This window comes from Klebsiella quasipneumoniae subsp. quasipneumoniae, from assembly GCF_020525925.1.
Lineage (GTDB): Bacteria > Pseudomonadota > Gammaproteobacteria > Enterobacterales > Enterobacteriaceae > Klebsiella > Klebsiella quasipneumoniae.
On sequence record NZ_CP084876.1, the window covers coordinates 4,530,504 to 4,547,471 of the forward strand.

Annotated in this window: 14 protein-coding genes; 4 read left to right on the top strand and 10 right to left on the bottom strand. The window is 54.1% G+C overall.

Features of this window, described 5'->3' with window-relative positions; all coding sequences use genetic code 11:
* Window positions 1–5: 5 nt before the first annotated feature.
* The 7 genes from nhaA to dnaK all read right to left on the bottom strand — a co-directional run bounded on the left by nhaA (window position 6) and on the right by dnaK (window position 9,965).
* Complete coding sequence (gene nhaA / locus LGM20_RS21775; RefSeq protein ID WP_044525319.1) at window positions 6–1,181, bottom strand: Na+/H+ antiporter NhaA; 1,176 nt, start codon at window positions 1,179–1,181, stop codon at window positions 6–8.
* 170 nt (window positions 1,182–1,351) lie between these two features.
* A complete protein-coding gene (locus LGM20_RS21780; protein WP_044525318.1) occupies window positions 1,352–2,620 on the bottom strand; it encodes a hypothetical protein in 1,269 nt (422 codons plus the stop codon).
* 27 nt (window positions 2,621–2,647) lie between these two features.
* The gene (locus LGM20_RS21785; RefSeq protein WP_089849824.1) at window positions 2,648–3,847 is read right to left on the bottom strand and encodes an anaerobic sulfatase maturase; all 1,200 of its coding nucleotides are present in this window, start codon (window positions 3,845–3,847) and stop codon (window positions 2,648–2,650) included.
* A 99-nt stretch (window positions 3,848–3,946) separates the two neighbouring features.
* Window positions 3,947–5,440, bottom strand: a complete 1,494-nt coding sequence (locus LGM20_RS21790; protein WP_044525317.1) for a sulfatase family protein — start codon at window positions 5,438–5,440, stop codon at window positions 3,947–3,949.
* 20 nt (window positions 5,441–5,460) lie between these two features.
* Entirely contained in the window at window positions 5,461–6,228 is a 768-nt protein-coding gene (locus LGM20_RS21795) for an outer membrane protein OmpK (protein ID WP_044525316.1), read from the bottom strand.
* A gap of 602 nt (window positions 6,229–6,830) precedes the next feature.
* A complete protein-coding gene (dnaJ, locus tag LGM20_RS21800; RefSeq protein ID WP_016831529.1) occupies window positions 6,831–7,961 on the bottom strand; it encodes a molecular chaperone DnaJ in 1,131 nt (376 codons plus the stop codon).
* Between the two features lie 87 nt (window positions 7,962–8,048).
* Entirely contained in the window at window positions 8,049–9,965 is a 1,917-nt protein-coding gene (gene dnaK, locus LGM20_RS21805; RefSeq protein WP_023291917.1) for a molecular chaperone DnaK, read from the bottom strand.
* 396 nt (window positions 9,966–10,361) lie between these two features.
* Here dnaK and LGM20_RS21810 point away from each other — a divergent pair, with 396 nt between their 5' ends.
* The 3 genes from LGM20_RS21810 to satP all read left to right on the top strand — a co-directional run bounded on the left by LGM20_RS21810 (window position 10,362) and on the right by satP (window position 12,199).
* Window positions 10,362–10,766, top strand: coding sequence for a DUF2541 family protein (locus LGM20_RS21810; RefSeq protein WP_044525315.1), 405 nt, complete (start codon window positions 10,362–10,364; stop codon window positions 10,764–10,766).
* A gap of 28 nt (window positions 10,767–10,794) precedes the next feature.
* Window positions 10,795–11,544: an acidic protein MsyB gene (gene msyB / locus LGM20_RS21815; protein ID WP_044525314.1), complete on the top strand. Its 750-nt coding sequence runs from the start codon at window positions 10,795–10,797 to the stop codon at window positions 11,542–11,544.
* A gap of 88 nt (window positions 11,545–11,632) precedes the next feature.
* Complete coding sequence (gene satP, locus LGM20_RS21820) at window positions 11,633–12,199, top strand: acetate uptake transporter (RefSeq protein ID WP_044525313.1); 567 nt, start codon at window positions 11,633–11,635, stop codon at window positions 12,197–12,199.
* Window positions 12,200–12,254: 55 nt separating this feature from the next.
* On the opposite strand, the gene LGM20_RS21825 is transcribed toward satP, so the two are convergent.
* From LGM20_RS21825 to tal, 3 genes are all read right to left on the bottom strand, one after another.
* Window positions 12,255–13,556, bottom strand: coding sequence for an MFS transporter (locus tag LGM20_RS21825; RefSeq protein ID WP_044525312.1), 1,302 nt, complete (start codon window positions 13,554–13,556; stop codon window positions 12,255–12,257).
* A 119-nt stretch (window positions 13,557–13,675) separates the two neighbouring features.
* Window positions 13,676–14,263 carry a molybdopterin adenylyltransferase gene (gene mog, locus LGM20_RS21830; RefSeq protein WP_004204229.1) on the bottom strand — a complete coding sequence of 196 codons (588 nt, stop codon included), beginning with the start codon at window positions 14,261–14,263 and terminating at the stop codon, window positions 13,676–13,678.
* Between the two features lie 99 nt (window positions 14,264–14,362).
* Window positions 14,363–15,316, bottom strand: coding sequence for a transaldolase (gene tal, locus LGM20_RS21835; protein ID WP_004204228.1), 954 nt, complete (start codon window positions 15,314–15,316; stop codon window positions 14,363–14,365).
* A gap of 202 nt (window positions 15,317–15,518) precedes the next feature.
* Here tal and LGM20_RS21840 point away from each other — a divergent pair, with 202 nt between their 5' ends.
* Entirely contained in the window at window positions 15,519–16,949 is a 1,431-nt protein-coding gene (locus tag LGM20_RS21840) for an alanine/glycine:cation symporter family protein (protein ID WP_044525311.1), read from the top strand.
* Window positions 16,950–16,968 lie beyond the last annotated feature (19 nt).

The following is a 16,968-nucleotide window of genomic DNA, read 5'->3' on the forward strand; positions in this document are numbered from 1 at the left end:
AAAGGTTATACCGCGAGGCGAGTATCCGTTACGCGCTGACGCAGTATGAGGTAGCCGGTAACAGCTGATACCACCGATCCAATTAAGATGCCAAGCTTGGCCCAGTTGATTAACGCGGGATCGACATTGGCGAAGGCCAGCGTGGCGATAAAAATCGACATCGTAAAGCCAATCCCGCACAGAATGCCCACCGCCATAATCTGCCGGCAGGTGGTCCCCTCCGGTAGCGAGGCCCACTTCAGCTTCAGGGCCAGCCAGCAGAACAGGCTGATCCCCAGCGGCTTACCGATAAACAGGCCGGCCATGATACCCAGGGGCAGCAGCGACGTCAGTCCATCAAGCGTAACCCCCCGCAGCGAGACGCCCGCGTTGGCGAAGGCAAACAGCGGCAGGATCATAAACGCCACCCACGGATGCAGGACATGCTCAAGCACTTTAGCCGGTGACTGACCCTGCTTCTCCTGGAGCGGGATCATAAAGCCGACGATGACCCCGGCAAGCGTCGCGTGAACGCCGGACTTCAGCACCGCGGTCCACAGCACCGCACCGACCAGAATATAGATCCCGGTGCGTCGCACGCCGCTCAGATTCAGAACCACCAGCACCGCAATCGCCGCCGCCGCCACGCCCAGCGAGAGCATTGACAGGTCGTGGGTATAAAACAGCGCGATAATCACGATAGCCCCAAGGTCATCAATAATCGCCAGCGCCATCAGGAAAATCTTCAGCGCCGTCGGGACGCGGCTGCCTAACAGCGCCAGCACGCCGAGGGCAAAGGCAATATCCGTCGCCGCCGGGATCGCCCATCCCTCTCTGGCGACAGGATCCTGAGCGTTAAAGGCCAGATAGACCAGCGCCGGGACGATCATCCCGCCGAGCGCGGCAATCACCGGAAAGACCGCCTGACGGCGACTCGCCAGCGAGCCCTGAATCAGCTCGCGTTTAACCTCCAGGCCAATCAGCAAGAAGAACACCGCCATCAGGGCATCATTGATCCATAGCAGCATATTCTTGTTGATCTCCAGCGCTCCCACCCGCAGCTGTACAGGCGTATCAAGGAAGGAGTGATACAGACCGCTGGTCACGCTGGTATTGGCCATGACCATCGCCAGCGCCGCGGCGATGATTAAGACAATGCCGCCGGAAGCATCGCTACTGAAGAATCGTTGCAGATGTTTCACTTTTACTTTCATCCTGTTGGTGAATAACTCGATAAAAGTATAATACACAGACTGATAACTCGAAAAAATCAGATTTAAGTTGCGCTAATGCTCGATTTTTACGAGCTAAAGAGGAGGGATAAGACAATGATAGACTGGGCAGCAAAAGGCCAGGCGTTGACGAAGCAGAATTAACCGCGCAGATCGTCCCACATTTTCTGTCTTTTATTATATTCATATTTCAGACAATCCAGCGTCACGGTCACGTTCGCCGGAGACAGGCGATTTAGCTGCGGCAAAAAAGGATGCGCGTGCAGGTATTGAATAAATTTCGTCGCGCCATTTAACGTGGCGTGCCGCAGATTGGCCGTTTTTTTATTGCCGGTTAGGTTACAAACCGCCATCGCATAGTCCCGTGTAGAGAAGGTCCGCCAGACATTGTTGCGGTTCCCTCCGCCCATAAACAGGCGCGGCGGGATATCATGCAGCGGCGGCGTCATGCCTCGCTCTCTGACAAATGAGATATGGCATCGCCCCTGTTGAACCTGCTGCAAATTCGCCATCAGGCAGCCACCTAATATAAAACATTCCTGATCGATGTAGTGTTGAATATTGAGGGAGCGTGCATCTGTCAGTGTTTTGACTAATTCAAAATGGCGATAAGCCGGCAATACGGGTTTGACCAGCATTCCCGGATCGTTTTTGTATAACGCCGCCGGTCCGTAATCCACATCAAAAAGCGTTGCGCGCCGCATCGTTATCGCTTCTTTCCGTTGCACAAGATGTACCAGCGTACCGGGCGGCAGGCGTTCTTCGTAATAAGAGTGGTATTGATACTCCGCTTCAACGGGCTGGAGTGAATAATTGGTTGTTACGGATATAATCCGACCGGTAGTCTCCTCGGCGGTGACCAGCACATACAGAAAATTGTCACCGCCGTTAAATTTAACCCGAAAAGCGCGGGTGCTGAGGGTAATGTCGAAAGCGGGAAAGGCAAACTCGCGTTCCGCCTGATTTGCCCTGCGGGATAACTTCTGTAATTCACGGCTTAGTCCGGTACTGTCTAACGCAAGGGCGGATCGGATATCCGCCAGCGAAGCCCCTTCCTGGATGAGTGCGGCAAGATAATCCTGGCGCGGATCGGTTTTATATCTGACGGGATAAAGAAATGTTTTATGGCACTGCTGGCAGCAGACGCGTGGCTCTCCCTGCGCGGAAAAGCCATACTTTTTTAGTGAGGCGCCGCCGCATCCGGGGCAGGATTTTATCAACCCTTTCCATACCCGATTTACCGACTGGCGAAAAAGATTCAGCGATCTTGCCGAAATCACAGGAAAATGAAAACCACATGCCCTGCATAACACATTTTTCCCCTGGTTCTGGTAATCCGGGCTGTTCAGCACGCCCAGATTTTTGCAGCCTGGCGTTTTGCAGCTATCGACATTAACCTGAGAAAACATGATTAACTCCCTGTGACGGTATGGTTTTCAAACAAATATTGATTTTATCTCTGCCGGTGAAAAACCATTCTGATGGAGTGTTTTCATCGCGCTCATAGTCACCGCGCTATGAGAGAAAAACGCTTTATAGCCTGCGCACAAATAGTTGTGGTTTCTCTCGCCCGTCGCGGATAGCAAGAAGCGGTGCTTGGGGCAGCCGCCGTAGCAGGCAAATTGCCACTGACAAGAGCGACACTCCTGCGCCATTGAGTGGCTTTTATCATCACCAAACTGCTGGTTTTGCGCGCTATTATTCATCGCATGTAGCGTCGTATCCTGAATATTTCCCAGCCTGTACTGCGGATAAACAAAATGATCGCAGTTATAAACGTCGCCGTTCATCTCCATCGCAAACGCGCTGCCGCAGGTTGGCGCGAATACGCATACCTGGGGAGGCAACCCACACCAGGCGGCAAGCGTTTGTTCAAACATCTGTATGCCTATGTCGCCAATGTCTTCGCGGACCCATACATCAAAAATAGCGTTAAGAAAATGGCCAAACTGTAGCGGATCAACCGACCACGGCATCATTTTTGTTTGCCTGTCCTCAGGGTGCGCCAGCCCAAGGCCGCTCTTTTCGCTGCTTCTTTCCACCAAAGGGATAAATTGCATATAACGGCTGCCGATGCTCTTCAGATAGCGATATACCTGAAGCGGATGGCGCATATTGCTCTGATTAACAACCGTCAGCGTATTAAATTCAACGCCGTGGCGGTGCAGACATTGTATGGCCTGTTCAACTTTCGCATGCGTCGCTTTTCCCGAGCGCGTAACGCGCCATTCGTCATGCAAGGCTGCATCGCCGTCAATGGAAATACCGACCAGGAATTGGTTGGCCCGAAAAAACTCAGCCCATTGGTCGTCGATCAAAATGCCGTTCGTCTGGAAGGTATTCACAATCGTTTTTCCCGCAGCATAACGCTGCTGGAGTTCGATCGCCCGGCGATAAAAAGGCAGCCCCATCAACGTCGGTTCTCCGCCCTGCCAGGCAAAAATCACCTCATCAACCTCTTGCGCGGCAATATGTTGTTTAATGAAGCGTTCCAGCATCTCGTCTGACATTCTGTAGTTGCGTTTTCGCTCCGGGTAGAGCTTTTCCTTTTCCAGATAGAAGCAGTACTTACAATCAAGATTGCATACTGAACCTGTCGGTTTAATCATGACCTGACAGCTCTTTCTTCGCATGATCGCTATGTCCATCCCAATAAAAAGAACCTGATTCAGTTTAAACACCGAATCAGGCGGGCATCGCCCTAAGTGGCATACTACGGTTTTATGGTTATTCGGTTAGCCCCAGGTGACCGGCGTCGGCTTATCGCCACGGGCTTTCATTAACGAATCGTTATCGATGTCTTCTTTATACTTCAGGAACTTATCGTACAGTTGTTTCTCAATATCCGGCCGTTTGCCAATCTGATTGAGCGTTTCGTAACGGTCGGTCTTCAGGTTGTAGAGATATTTCGGTTTATTTTCACGATCGATGATCATCTTCCAGTCGCCATCCCTGATCGCCCACTCATCGGTTGGATCGTCCTGGAATGGCATATCAACGCCGAAGATCAACGGCTTATTACGCTCCAGCGGCTTCTGTTCCAGCAGCGGAACCAAAGACTGGCCATCGTACGTGCGATCGTTCGGGAGTGTAAAATCCATCATCTTCGCCAGCGTCGGCATCCAGTCAAGACCGGAAACCGGCGTATCCGTCACCATCCCCTGCGGCAGATGTTTGCCATATTTAATAATCGCCGGAACGCGGATGCCGCCTTCCCACAGATTATCTTTACGGCCACGCAAACCATCGGTCTCACCCGCCAGGTTCAGCTCATACACCTTACGCGCCTCACGCGTTACCGGGCCATTGTCACTGGTGAAAATCACGATGGTGTTGTCTTCTTCGCCCATTGCCTTAATTTTATCCAGCACTTTACCGACCTGAGCATCCATGTAACTGATGTTCGCGTAGTACTCCCCCGTGCCACGCCACGGTTTATCAGCCCAGTCGCCATAAAACAGATCCGGGTGCTGTTTTTGGTACGCGCTCATATATTGCGAGTACATATCGAGATACTTCTTCGGCGAAGCCAGCGGGCTGTGCACCTCAGTAAACGCGACATATAAGAAGAACGGCTTATCATCTTTCTTATTATCCAGCCAGTTCACCACTTCAGAGCTGACAAATTCACCGCTCATTTTATCTGCGCGACCAATTCGTTGCCCATTGCGTAGCCATCCTGTCGGATGCACCACCCCGTAGCGAGGACGCTCTTTGGCATTATCCAGCGTGGAATCCGTGACAAATCCCGCCGGATTCACCAGACTGTAATCAAACCCCATATCTTTTGCCTGGGGTTGATCGGTACGATCTCCACCTGCATTCAGGTGCAGTTTGCCCATCATCGCCGTGTCATAGCCCTGCTGTTTCAACAGATTGGCGATGGTCAGTTCATTACGCCCTAATGCAACATCTTTGCCTTCCGGGATCCATGAGCGAATACCAGTGCGAAATGGCATACGACCGGTTAACAGACCCGCACGGGAGGGGGAGCACAGCGGCGCAGGCGCATAATAATCGGTGAATTTCACCCCTTCCTGCGCCAGTTTGTCGATATTCGGGGTTTTGACAATGGGATGTCCATAAGTTGCAAGATCGCCATACCCTAAATCATCAGCCAGAATAATAACCAAATTAGGACGCTTTTCTGTTGCGGCATGTGCTGTTGACAGCGCGCTCCCGGCACATAGCGCCAGCCCAATCATACTGGCAACAACTGTTTTTTTCATTTTAACTCCTTTGACATTTTTTAAAATTCATACCCAACCATATAAATCATTTGATCGCCAAAGCCGTCATAACCTAATTTGTTTTTAAAATAACGCCAGGTTACCGTTGCCTTCCAGTGAGGATAAAATTTCCAGGCCAGCGTTAAACCGCCATTAATGCCATAATCACCGTGTTGCTGTTCCGCGTAGGCATCATTTCGCTCAAATTCAATTTCATTCCAGTCTGACAGAACAAATTTCTCGTCAAATAGCGTGAAGTTATAAGCTGCCGTCCAGCCCAGTACATACCCGTTCCAGCCGCTTGTTTGCCCATATTTTGGTGAAACATAATCACCCGACTCATTGTGGAGTCCGATGTAAGGTTTAAAGAATCCCCATTTCCCGGACCATCCCAGATAACCAAGACCATAAAACATGTCCAGATCATCCCCCCACGTATTTTCCCACTGGCCATAAATCTTGCCAAAGAGCGTATAGTCAGAGCCAAAAAGGCGAACATGCGTCATCGCTGAAACCGTATGGTTACGCCCCGCGACAGAATGGTTGAGTACATTACTTTCAAAAAAAGAATAGAATTCGGCTTCTTTAAAATTGACGCCAAAATCAGCTGTGGCTTTCCAGACTTCACCACGACCTACATCGACAAAGCCGCTGTTCCAGTCAGCATAACCTGCATTAATCGATCCAAAAGAATATTGGTAGTCCAAAGATGCTTGTACGGAGTGACTAAATCCCAAGGATGCTGCAAGTATCATACAAGCCAATAGCGTATTTTTTATCCGAGGCATTGAAAGTATTTCCCAAAGTTATAATTCGTCCATAGCCATACACTACTTTTCTGCGGCGCTTATTGTTAGCGAAACACACCATCAAAATAGTGATGAAAATCTCATATCAAAAGGGACGATGGGTATTATCAGGCATGTGTCAAAATATGTTGTTTTAGTGAGGGTAAGTTATTATTTATAAATATCCGGCACGATCATAACGCACTTGTCTGTTACCTATTTTTGTCATAACTGGCACGCCTGGACGTTATTGATTTGAGCGACGTCCGACAATACCCATTTGGGCAACCACAGATGAAACGTTCGGGCTTTATCCTGGATGATTAAGACATAATGCCCCAGCAACATCGAAATGACCAGACCATCAATTATTCATGTTATAAATAATAAAGCCCTATTGAGATTAACTGCACATATATTAAATGCATGTAGGTTATGCCATGAGGGAAAATTAAATCAATGGGAAGAACGCTGTTAATACTCCTGATTCAATAAAATAAAGATTCTGAATCAAAGAGTTGAATTAATGGATACATCAAGAAGAAATAAAAAAGCCTGGGATTTCTCAATCTCAGGCTTTTTATCAGCAATGACGGAAATGATTAACGAGTCAAATCATCAAAAAACTTCTTCACACCGTCAAAGAAGCTTTTCGAACGCGGGCTGTTGTTTTCCCCGGTCGGGCCGCCGAAGCTTTCCTGCAGCTCTTTCAGCAGCTGCTTCTGCTTCTCGTTCAGCCCCACCGGCGTCTCCACCACCACCCGGCACAGCAGATCGCCCTGCGCGCCGCCGCGAACGGATTTCACGCCTTTCCCACGCATGCGGAACAGCTTGCCGGTCTGGGTTTCACCCGGAATTTTCAGGTTGACGCGACCGTCGAGCGTCGGGACCTCAATCTCACCGCCCAGCGCAGCCATGGTGAAGTTGATCGGCACTTCGCAGTACAGGTTATTACCTTCACGCTCAAAGATAGCGTGCTGCTTCACCTGAACCTGAACGTACAGATCCCCTGCCGGTGCGCCATGCTCGCCGGCTTCGCCTTCGCCCGCCAGACGGATCCGGTCGCCGGTATCCACGCCCGCCGGGATTTTAACCGACAGGGTTTTGGTCTTCTCAACGCGGCCGTGACCATGACATTTATTGCACGGATCTTTAATCAGCGTACCGCGTCCCTGACAGTGCGGACAGGTCTGCTGTACCGCAAAGAAGCCCTGACGCATCTGTACCTGGCCCGCGCCATGACAGGTCGGACAGGTCTGCGGTTTGCTGCCTGCTTTGGCGCCGCTGCCGTGGCAGACGTCGCACTCTTCCAGCGTCGGAATACGGATCTCTTTGGTGACGCCACGAACCGCTTCTTCCAGCGTCAGCTCCATGTTGTAACGGAGATCGGCGCCGCGCGCCGCGCGCTGCCGGCCACGTCCGCCGCCAAAGATATCGCCGAAAACATCGCCAAAGATATCGCTGAAGTCCGCACCGCCGCCAAAACCGCCGCCGCCCATGCCGCCCTGCTCAAAGGCCGCATGGCCGTACTGATCGTAGGCCGCACGCTTCTGGGCATCAGTCAGGATTTCATACGCTTCTTTGATTTCTTTAAATTTGGCTTCGGCCTCTTTATCACCCTGGTTGCGGTCCGGGTGATACTTCATGGCCAGGCGCTTATAAGCCTTTTTGATTTCACGCTCTTCCGCTGTTTTGGAGACGCCTAAAATCTCGTAGTAATCTTGCTTTGCCATCGGTGTTTTTCAGCCCCTTAACATGCGTGCACGGGCGGAGAGGAAACCTCTTCGCCCGTGCCAGTGTTTTACCCGTTCAAAGGGCGATTATTTTTTATCTTTCACTTCTTCGAACTCAGCGTCGACAACATCGTCGTCTTTCGCGTTGCTCGCCTGAGCGTCAGCGGAACCCGCCTGCTGCTGAGCATGCTGCTGCTGGGCGATTTCCATCAGCTTCTGGGAAACCTGCGCCAGCGCCTGCATTTTCGCTTCGATGTCCGCTTTGTCTTCACCTTTCAGCGAAGTTTCCAGCGCGGTCAGCGCAGACTCGATGGCAGTTTTGTCGTCAGCCGGCAGTTTATCGCCTGCTTCTTCAACCTGCTTGCGAGTGCTGTGCAGCAGATGGTCGCCCTGGTTACGGGTCTGTACCAGCTCTTCGAACTTACGGTCAGATTCGGCGTTAGCTTCCGCTTCGCGAACCATTTTCTGAATTTCTTCTTCATTCAGACCGGAAGACGCTTTGATGGTGATCTTCTGCTCTTTACCGCTGTTTTTGTCTTTCGCGGAGACGTGCAGGATACCGTCAGCATCGATGTCAAAGGTCACTTCGATCTGCGGCATGCCACGCGGCGCCGGGTTAATACCATCCAGGTTGAACTGACCCAGAGATTTGTTATCAGACGCGCGTTTACGCTCACCCTGCAGCACATGGATGGTAACCGCGGACTGGTTGTCTTCAGCGGTAGAGAACACCTGGCTGTGCTTGGTCGGGATAGTGGTGTTTTTGCTGATCAGCGCCGTCATCACGCCGCCCATGGTTTCGATACCCAGCGACAGCGGGGTCACGTCGAGCAGCAGAACGTCTTTCACATCACCGGTCAGTACACCGCCCTGAACGGCAGCGCCGATCGCCACGGCTTCGTCCGGGTTAACGTCTTTACGCGGTTCTTTACCAAAGAACTCGGCCACTTTCTTCTGCACCATCGGCATACGAGTCTGACCACCAACGAGGATGACGTCGTTGATATCGGAAACGGACAGACCGGCATCCTGCAGGGCTACTTTCAGCGGCTCGATGGAACGGTTAACCAGGTCTTCTACCAGGCTTTCCAGTTTCGCACGCGTCACTTTGATGTTCATGTGTTTCGGACCGGTCGCGTCTGCCGTGATGTACGGCAGGTTAACGTCGGTCTGCTGAGCAGAAGACAGTTCAATCTTCGCTTTCTCAGCGGCTTCTTTCAGGCGCTGCATCGCCAGCGGGTCGTTGCGCAGGTCAATGCCCTGATCTTTCTTAAATTCATCAACGAGGTAGTTGATCAGACGGGTATCGAAGTCTTCGCCGCCCAGGTGGGTATCACCGTTGGTCGCCAGTACTTCGAAGGTTTTTTCGCCATCAACTTCGTCGATTTCGATAATAGAGATATCGAAAGTACCACCACCGAGGTCGTAAACCGCGATCGTGCGGTTGCCCACTTCTTTATCCAGACCGTACGCCAGCGCGGCCGCGGTCGGTTCGTTGATGATACGTTTGACTTCCAGACCGGCGATACGGCCAGCATCTTTGGTTGCCTGACGCTGCGCATCGTTGAAGTAAGCCGGTACGGTGATAACCGCTTCAGTTACCGGTTCACCCAGGTAATCTTCAGCCGTTTTCTTCATTTTTTTCAGCACTTCAGCAGAGATCTGCGGCGGTGCAGTTTTGGTGCCCTTCACATCCAGCCATGCGTCGCCATTGTCTGCGGCAACAATTTTGTATGGCATGATAGAAACGTCACGCTGAACTTCTTCGTCCTGGAAGCGGCGGCCAATCAGGCGTTTAATCGCAAACAGGGTGTTTTGCGGGTTTGTCACTGCCTGACGTTTAGCCGGCTGACCAACCAGAGTTTCACCATCCTGGGTATAGGCAATGATAGAAGGCGTGGTGCGATCGCCTTCGGCGTTCTCCAGCACGCGTGCAGTAGTGCCATCCATAATCGCTACACAAGAGTTGGTAGTACCCAGGTCGATACCAATAATTTTACCCATCTAAACGTCTCCACTAAAAATTCGATCAACATGTGGTTGTGAACCTGTAATAAGGGCGAAACGTGCGGTTTCAACTGCCCAGACATCATTTTTTTTCAGGTTCTTCACTGCGGTTGACTACAAGATGGGGTCGCCCACCCCGGCATCAAGGGGCAAGCAGAAAAATTTTTTGTCGGAGGCCAGCCGACGCCCTCGCCCGCTGCCGTCGATGGCCTAGCAAACGATGTTGCCGGGCGGCAAAAAAGATGGCGAAACACCCATACAAGTAACGAATAAAAAAACCGAATATATTCATAATATCATTGACATAAAACGCAATACTTGTGCGCTAAAAGCCCCGTTTTCGCAGTGATAAGATCCCCGCCCTCGCACTTTACTTATTCAGGGGACAGATTAATGAAATCACTATTCCGGCTTTCAGCCGGGCTTATCCTTAGCGTGTCAGTTATCACCTCGGCGGCCGCCAACGACCATAAGATCCTCGGCGTGATAGCCATGCCGCGCAATGAGACCAACGATCTGACGCTGAAGCTTCCCGTCTGCCGGGTGGTCAAACGTATTCAGCTCAGCGCCGAACGCGGCGACATTCAGCTCTCCGGAGCAACGGTCTACTTTAAGGCCAGCCACGGCGCCAGCCACACCCTGAACGTGCCCGCCGGGATCAAAAAGGGCCACACCACCGGCTGGATCTCCCTCAACAGCGATAACGACAACAAGCGCTGTGTGAAAAAAATCGCCTTCTCCGGCCACACGGTCAACTCCTCAGATATGGCCTCACTGAAAATTATCGGCGACGACTAACGTCGTCCCCTGCCCGAGAGAAAACGTTATGCATATTAACTATCTGGATGATGACGATCTCGCCTTTCTGCCTGAGTGCAGCGAGGCGCATCTGGAAGCGTTTACCCGTATTCTGACCCACGGGGAAAATGGCAAACCCCGTCTCTCCAGTACGCTGCTGCGCAACGAGACCTTTCTGTCTATGGAGGGCCACCCGGAGCGCTATCGCCGCAACTGGCAGTTGATCGCCGGCGAGCTACAGCATTTCGGCGGCGACAGCATCGCCAATACGCTGCGCCGCCATGGCAAATTTTATCGCGCCATCCTGCTGGATGTGTGTAAAAGGCTAAAGGCGAAGGTCGATAAACAGATGACGACGCCGCAGATCGAGCAACAGTTGTTGACGCATTTTCTGCAGCACAGCTGGAATAAGCTGGATAAGGAACAAAAAACGCAGTTTCTCGCCGCGGTGGAGTGCCGGAGTCATGAGCTGGAAAGCCTGCTGCCCCATCTGTTGAGGCGCCGCAAGCTGAGTGAAGGCGTTGCCCTGCTACTCGATGAGCGGTTAACCGCCATTCTGCGCACGCACGCCGCCGTGAGCGTCATCGGCCATGGCCTGGTACGCGGCGCCGGGCTGGGGGGGCCGCTTGGCGCCGCGCTGAACAGCGTGAAAGCGGTAAGCGGCAGCGCTTATCGGGTCACCATCCCCGCGGTTCTGCATATTGCCTGTTTACGACAAATGCTCCACTCGTCGTCGGGCACAACTGAAATTGGTGAAAAATACCCCGCCAGATCATAGACAGCCTTTCCGCGCCTCATTATTATGCCGCGCCCCGCCGCCAAGTCGCGGGGTAATGCTTCCCTTTTAATGATAATTTTGAGGAATTATGGGCAACACTAAGTTGGCTAATCCGGCACCGCTGGGCCTTATGGGCTTCGGCATGACCACTATTCTGCTTAACCTGGCGAATAGCGGCCTGTTCGCATTCGATGTAGCTATCCTGGCGATGGGCATTTTTTACGGCGGCATTGCGCAAATTTTTGCCGGCCTGCTGGAATACAAAAAAGGCAACACCTTTGGCTTGACCGCTTTTACCTCCTACGGCAGCTTCTGGCTGACGCTGGTTGCTATTCTCCTGATGCCGAAAATGGGCCTGGCTGATGCGCCGAACGCGCACTTCCTCGGCATGTATCTCGGCCTGTGGGGTATTTTTACGTTGTTCATGTTCTTCGGTACGCTGAAAGCCGCACGCATGCTGCAGTTCGTGTTCCTGAGCCTGACGGTGCTGTTTGCGCTGCTGGCGATTGGTCATCTGCTGGATAACGAAGGCATCGTGAAAGTTGCTGGCTGGGTCGGCCTGGTTTGCGGCGCCAGCGCCATTTACCTGGCGATGGGCGAAGTGCTGAACGAGCAGTTCGGCCGCACCGTGCTGCCGATCGGCGAACCGCGTTAATCTTCCGCCGCCGCCCTGTGACAGGGCGGCGGCTGGTCATCATCGGCAAACCTGCTTAGCGCTGCAGCTCCCCTTCCGGCAACCTCGCCGCCGTCAGCCCCTGACGCAGCCAGATACCTAATCCCAGCCCCATCAGCGACAAGGCCAGCACATACCAGGCCGGGGCCATCGGCGACACCCCCATCAGCATCGTGACGGCAATTGGCGTCAGGCCGCCAAAAATCGCGTACGACAGATTGTAGGAAAAGGAGATGCCGGTGAAGCGCACTTCCGCCGGGAAGGCCAGCACCATAACATAAGGCACCGCCCCCACCACGCCCACACAGAGTCCCACCGTGCCGTAGAGCAGAAACAGCCGCTGCGGGCTGGCGCCAGACAGGTGGTAAAACGCCCAGCTGGCAACCGCCAGCAGCAGGCTGCCGACGATAAAGGTGCGGCTGGCGCCGAAGCGGTCCGCCGCCAGCCCGGCGAGCAGACAGCCGATGCACAACATAATCGTGGCAATGCTGTTGGCCTGCAGGGTTATCGCCGGGGCGAAGCCATAGTGTTTCTGCAGCCAGACCGGCGACATCAGGATCACCACCACCACGCCTGCCGACAGCAGCCAGGTCAGCAGCATAGAGACCGCCACCGCCTTCTGGTGCTTGAGGACGACCGCTTTTACCGGCAGCTCCTGCGCCAGCGCTTTGCGCTGCTGCATCTCAAGAAAAATCGGCGTCTCCTGCAGCCAGCGGCGCAGATACATCGCCACCAGACCAAATACGCCTCCCAGCAGGAAGGGGATCCGCCAGCCGCCGTCGTGGATCCCCTGCGGCGTCAGGCTGGTGTTGATAAGCGTCGCTACCACCGATCCCAGCAGGATGCCTACGGTCAGGCCGGCCGTCAGCGTGCCGCAGGCGATACCAATGCGTTTTTCCGGAACATGCTCGGCGACAAACACCCAGGCGCCAGGCACCTCGCCGCCGATCGCCGCCCCCTGCAGAATACGCATCAACAGCAACAGCAGCGGCGCGACGATGCCCACCGAGCTGTAGGTCGGCAACAGACCAATCGCCAGGGTCGGCAGCGCCATCAGCAGGATGCTGAGGGTAAACATTCTCTTGCGGCCAACCAGATCGCCAAAATGGGCCATGATGATCCCCCCCAGCGGACGCGCCAGGTAACCGGCGGCGAAAATGCCAAAGGTCTGTACCTGGCGAAGCCATTCCGGAATATCCGCGGGGAAGAAGAGCTCGCCGACGACGGCGGCGAAGAAAACGAAGATGATAAAGTCATAAAACTCCAGCGCGCCGCCAAGGGCGGCCAGCGTCAGCGTTTTATAATCCTGGCGGTTGAGCGGTCGGTTTGCATATGACATAACGCGATTTCATCCTGAGGCGTGCAGCGTATTTTATAGTGTGTAAAGTAAACAGCACTATATCGTAAATAAAACGGCACACCATCAGCGATGCATGTTATGTCACAAATGCATCAAATTCAGGATAAAGTTTCGCGTCGGGCACTTTTGGGACGAAATGCTTCTACCACACGGCCATCGGTTTCCACATAAGGCCCCTCCAGCAACTGTACACAATAAGGTACACTTGCGAAAATACCGTGCACCAGCACGTTGCCGTCAGCATCTTTCACCCCTTCCAGGGTCTCCTGAATCGCTTTCGGTTGTCCGGGAAGATTGAGGATCAGCGCCTGCTTGCGGATCACCCCGACCTGCCGGGAAAGGATCGCCGTCGGCACAAAGTGTAGGCTAACCTGGCGCATTTGCTCGCCGAAGCCCGGCATCTCGCGATCGGCAATCGCCAGCGTGGCGTCGGGCGTCACATCGCGACGCGCCGGGCCGGTGCCGCCGGTGGTCAGCACCAGATGGCACCCCATCTCGTCAACCAGTTCGCACAGCGTTTGCTCAATAATGACCTGCTCATCCGGGATCAGGCGAGTCTGCAGTTCAAAAGGGGTGGTAAGGGCACGCGCCAGCCACTCTTCCAGTGCCGGGATGCCTTTGTCCTGATAGACGCCGCTGGAGGCGCGATCGGAAATGGAAACTAAGCCGATTCGTAAGGTATTCATGGTTATTCCGTTCAAACTGTGGCGTTAAACGAAATGATACACTGCTGCTGGCGGGACAGACAGTGTAATGTGGCCGACGGGCGTCGGCCACCTGCGGGATTACAGCAGTTCGCCGATCATTTTTTCCAGTTTTTCCTGGTCGATCGCAAACTTACGGATACCTTCCGCCAGTTTGTCTACCGCCATCGGATCCTGGTTATGCTGCCACAGGAACTCAGATTCGGTAATACGCTCCGGACGCGCTTTCACTTCACCGGTATATACCAGTTTACGCTCAACGGCGCCTTCGCTTTCGGACAGCTCTTTCAGCAGTGCCGGGGCGATGGTCAGGCGGTCACAGCCAGCCAGTTCCAGAATTTCGCCAACGTTACGGAAGCTGGCGCCCATCACCACGGTTTCATAACCGTGCTGCTTGTAGTACTCGTAGATTTCGCTGACGGAAACCACGCCCGGATCTTCTGCCGGCGCGTACTCTTTCTTATCGGTGTTGGCTTTGTACCAGTCGAGGATACGGCCAACGAACGGCGAAATCAGGAAGACGCCCGCTTCGGCGCAAGCGCGAGCCTGAGCGAAGGAGAACAGCAGCGTCAGGTTGCAGTTGATGCCCTCTTTTTCCAGCTGTTCAGCGGCGCGAATGCCCTGCCAGGTGGAAGCCAGCTTGATCAGAATACGATCGTTGCTGATGCCCGCGTCGTTATACAGCTTGATGATGCGCTTGGCTTTAGCGATAGACGCTTCGGTGTCGTAGGAGAGACGCGCATCCACTTCGGTGGAGATACGGCCCGGGATCAGTTTCAGAATTTCGAGACCGATGTTCACCGCCAGCTTGTCGGAAGCATCGAGGATCTGCTGCGCGCGATCGCTGCTCTGGCTACGAGCCCAGGCCACAGCGTCGTCAATCAGCTTACGGTACTCAGGGATCTGAGCCGCGCCGAGGATCAGGGAAGGGTTGGTGGTGGCATCCTGAGGCTGATACAGCTTCATTGCCGCAATATCTCCGGTGTCAGCGACGACAGTGGTGTACTGACGCAGAGAAGTTAATTTATCCGTCATGATATATTTCTCTTAAACAGCAGTTAAGGGGATGTAACCGGTCTGCCCAGATGATAACACGCTGCCGGGTCAGCGCAACCGCCGACGAGAGAAGAGCGCAGAGTGTGATAAACTATGCAGATTAATTTGCTGAAAGCGCAAGGATTGTCACTTAATTGGTAACGCTTACACTGGCGTGCCGGCATGGACAAGAGGATGTTTAATGCCTGATTTTCTCTCATTTATCAATGAAATACTCTGGGGCTCAGTGATGATTTATCTGCTACTGGGCGCCGGTATCTGGTTTAGCTGGCAAACCCGGGGTATTCAGTTCCGCTACGTGCGCAAATTTGGCCGCAGCCTGAAAAAAAGCCTGCACCCGCAGCCGGGCGGTTTAACCTCCTTTCAGGCGCTCTGTACCAGCCTTGCTGCGCGAGTCGGCAGCGGCAATCTTGCCGGCGTCACGCTGGCTATCGCCGCCGGCGGGCCCGGAGCCGTATTCTGGATGTGGGTCTCCGCCCTGCTCGGCATGGCCAGCAGCTTCGCCGAATGTTCCCTTGCCCAGCTGTATAAAGAGCGCGATAGCCGCGGGCAGTTTCGCGGCGGTCCGGCCTGGTATATGGCGCGCGGGCTCGGCATGCGCTGGATGGGCGTTCTGTTTTCGATCCTCCTGCTGCTGGCCTATGGCTTTATCTTCAATACCGTACAGGCCAACTCCGTGGCCCATGCCCTGCGCTATGCGTTCGATCTGCCGGCGGCAGTCAGCGGCGGCGTGCTGGCCGTTGTCGTTCTGCTGGCCATCCGCCGTGGTTTACGCGGCGTGGCGCGCCTGATGCAGTGGATCGTCCCCATCATGGCGCTGCTGTGGATCGCCACCAGCCTGCTTATCGGCCTGTGGCATATCACCGCCCTGCCGACGATTTTCGCCACCATCTTTCGCTGCGCCTTCGGCTGGCAGGAAGCCGCCGCCGGCGCGGTGGGCTACACCATCAGCCAGGCGCTGACCAGCGGCTTTCAGCGCGGCATGTTCTCCAATGAAGCCGGAATGGGCTCTTCGCCTAACGCCGCCGCAGCCGCCGCCTCCTGGCCGCCGCACCCGGCGGCGCAGGGTATCGTGCAGATGATTGGCGTGTTTATCGATACCATCGTCATCTGTACCGCCAGCGCGATTATCGTCATGCTGGCGCCTCACCCCGACAATGAGTATACGCTCAACGGCATCCAGGCCCTGCAGCACGCGATGAGCATGCTGGTCGGGGGCTGGGGGTCGGGTTTTATCGCTTTCATCGTGCTGCTGTTCGCCTTTAGCTCTATCGTCGCCAACTACCTGTACGCGGAAAATAATCTGGTCTTTCTGCGTCTGGATAAGCCGCGCTATATCTGGGCGCTGCGGATACTTACCGTCCTGATGGTGCTGCTGGGAACCCTCGTTAGCCTGCCGGTCGTCTGGCAGAGCGCGGATATCATTATGGCGCTGATGGCGATGACCAACCTGACGGCCATCCTGCTGCTCTCCCCGACGGTGCGGATTATCGCCAGTGATTATCTGCGTCAGCGCCAGCTGGGCATTCAGCCTACTTTCGATGCGTCGCGCTATCCTGAGATTCACCAACAGCTGGCCCCGGGCGCGTGGAATGAACTGCCGCGCGAATAGCGCGGCAATCGCAGCTATC

What these genes read in the sequence shown, in the direction of transcription:
- LGM20_RS21780 (WP_044525318.1), bottom strand. Translation starts at nt 2,620, where the DNA reads ATGTTTTCTCAGGTTAATGTCGATAGCTGCAAAACGCCAGGCTGCAAA.
- LGM20_RS21790 (WP_044525317.1), bottom strand. Translation starts at nt 5,440, where the DNA reads ATGAAAAAAACAGTTGTTGCCAGTATGATTGGGCTGGCGCTATGTGCC.
- LGM20_RS21795 (WP_044525316.1), bottom strand. Translation starts at nt 6,228, where the DNA reads ATGCCTCGGATAAAAAATACGCTATTGGCTTGTATGATACTTGCAGCA.
- dnaJ (WP_016831529.1), bottom strand. Translation starts at nt 7,961, where the DNA reads ATGGCAAAGCAAGATTACTACGAGATTTTAGGCGTCTCCAAAACAGCG.
- dnaK (WP_023291917.1), bottom strand. Translation starts at nt 9,965, where the DNA reads ATGGGTAAAATTATTGGTATCGACCTGGGTACTACCAACTCTTGTGTA.
- LGM20_RS21810 (WP_044525315.1), top strand. Translation starts at nt 10,362, where the DNA reads ATGAAATCACTATTCCGGCTTTCAGCCGGGCTTATCCTTAGCGTGTCA.
- msyB (WP_044525314.1), top strand. Translation starts at nt 10,795, where the DNA reads ATGCATATTAACTATCTGGATGATGACGATCTCGCCTTTCTGCCTGAG.
- satP (WP_044525313.1), top strand. Translation starts at nt 11,633, where the DNA reads ATGGGCAACACTAAGTTGGCTAATCCGGCACCGCTGGGCCTTATGGGC.
- LGM20_RS21825 (WP_044525312.1), bottom strand. Translation starts at nt 13,556, where the DNA reads ATGTCATATGCAAACCGACCGCTCAACCGCCAGGATTATAAAACGCTG.
- mog (WP_004204229.1), bottom strand. Translation starts at nt 14,263, where the DNA reads ATGAATACCTTACGAATCGGCTTAGTTTCCATTTCCGATCGCGCCTCC.
- tal (WP_004204228.1), bottom strand. Translation starts at nt 15,316, where the DNA reads ATGACGGATAAATTAACTTCTCTGCGTCAGTACACCACTGTCGTCGCT.
- LGM20_RS21840 (WP_044525311.1), top strand. Translation starts at nt 15,519, where the DNA reads ATGCCTGATTTTCTCTCATTTATCAATGAAATACTCTGGGGCTCAGTG.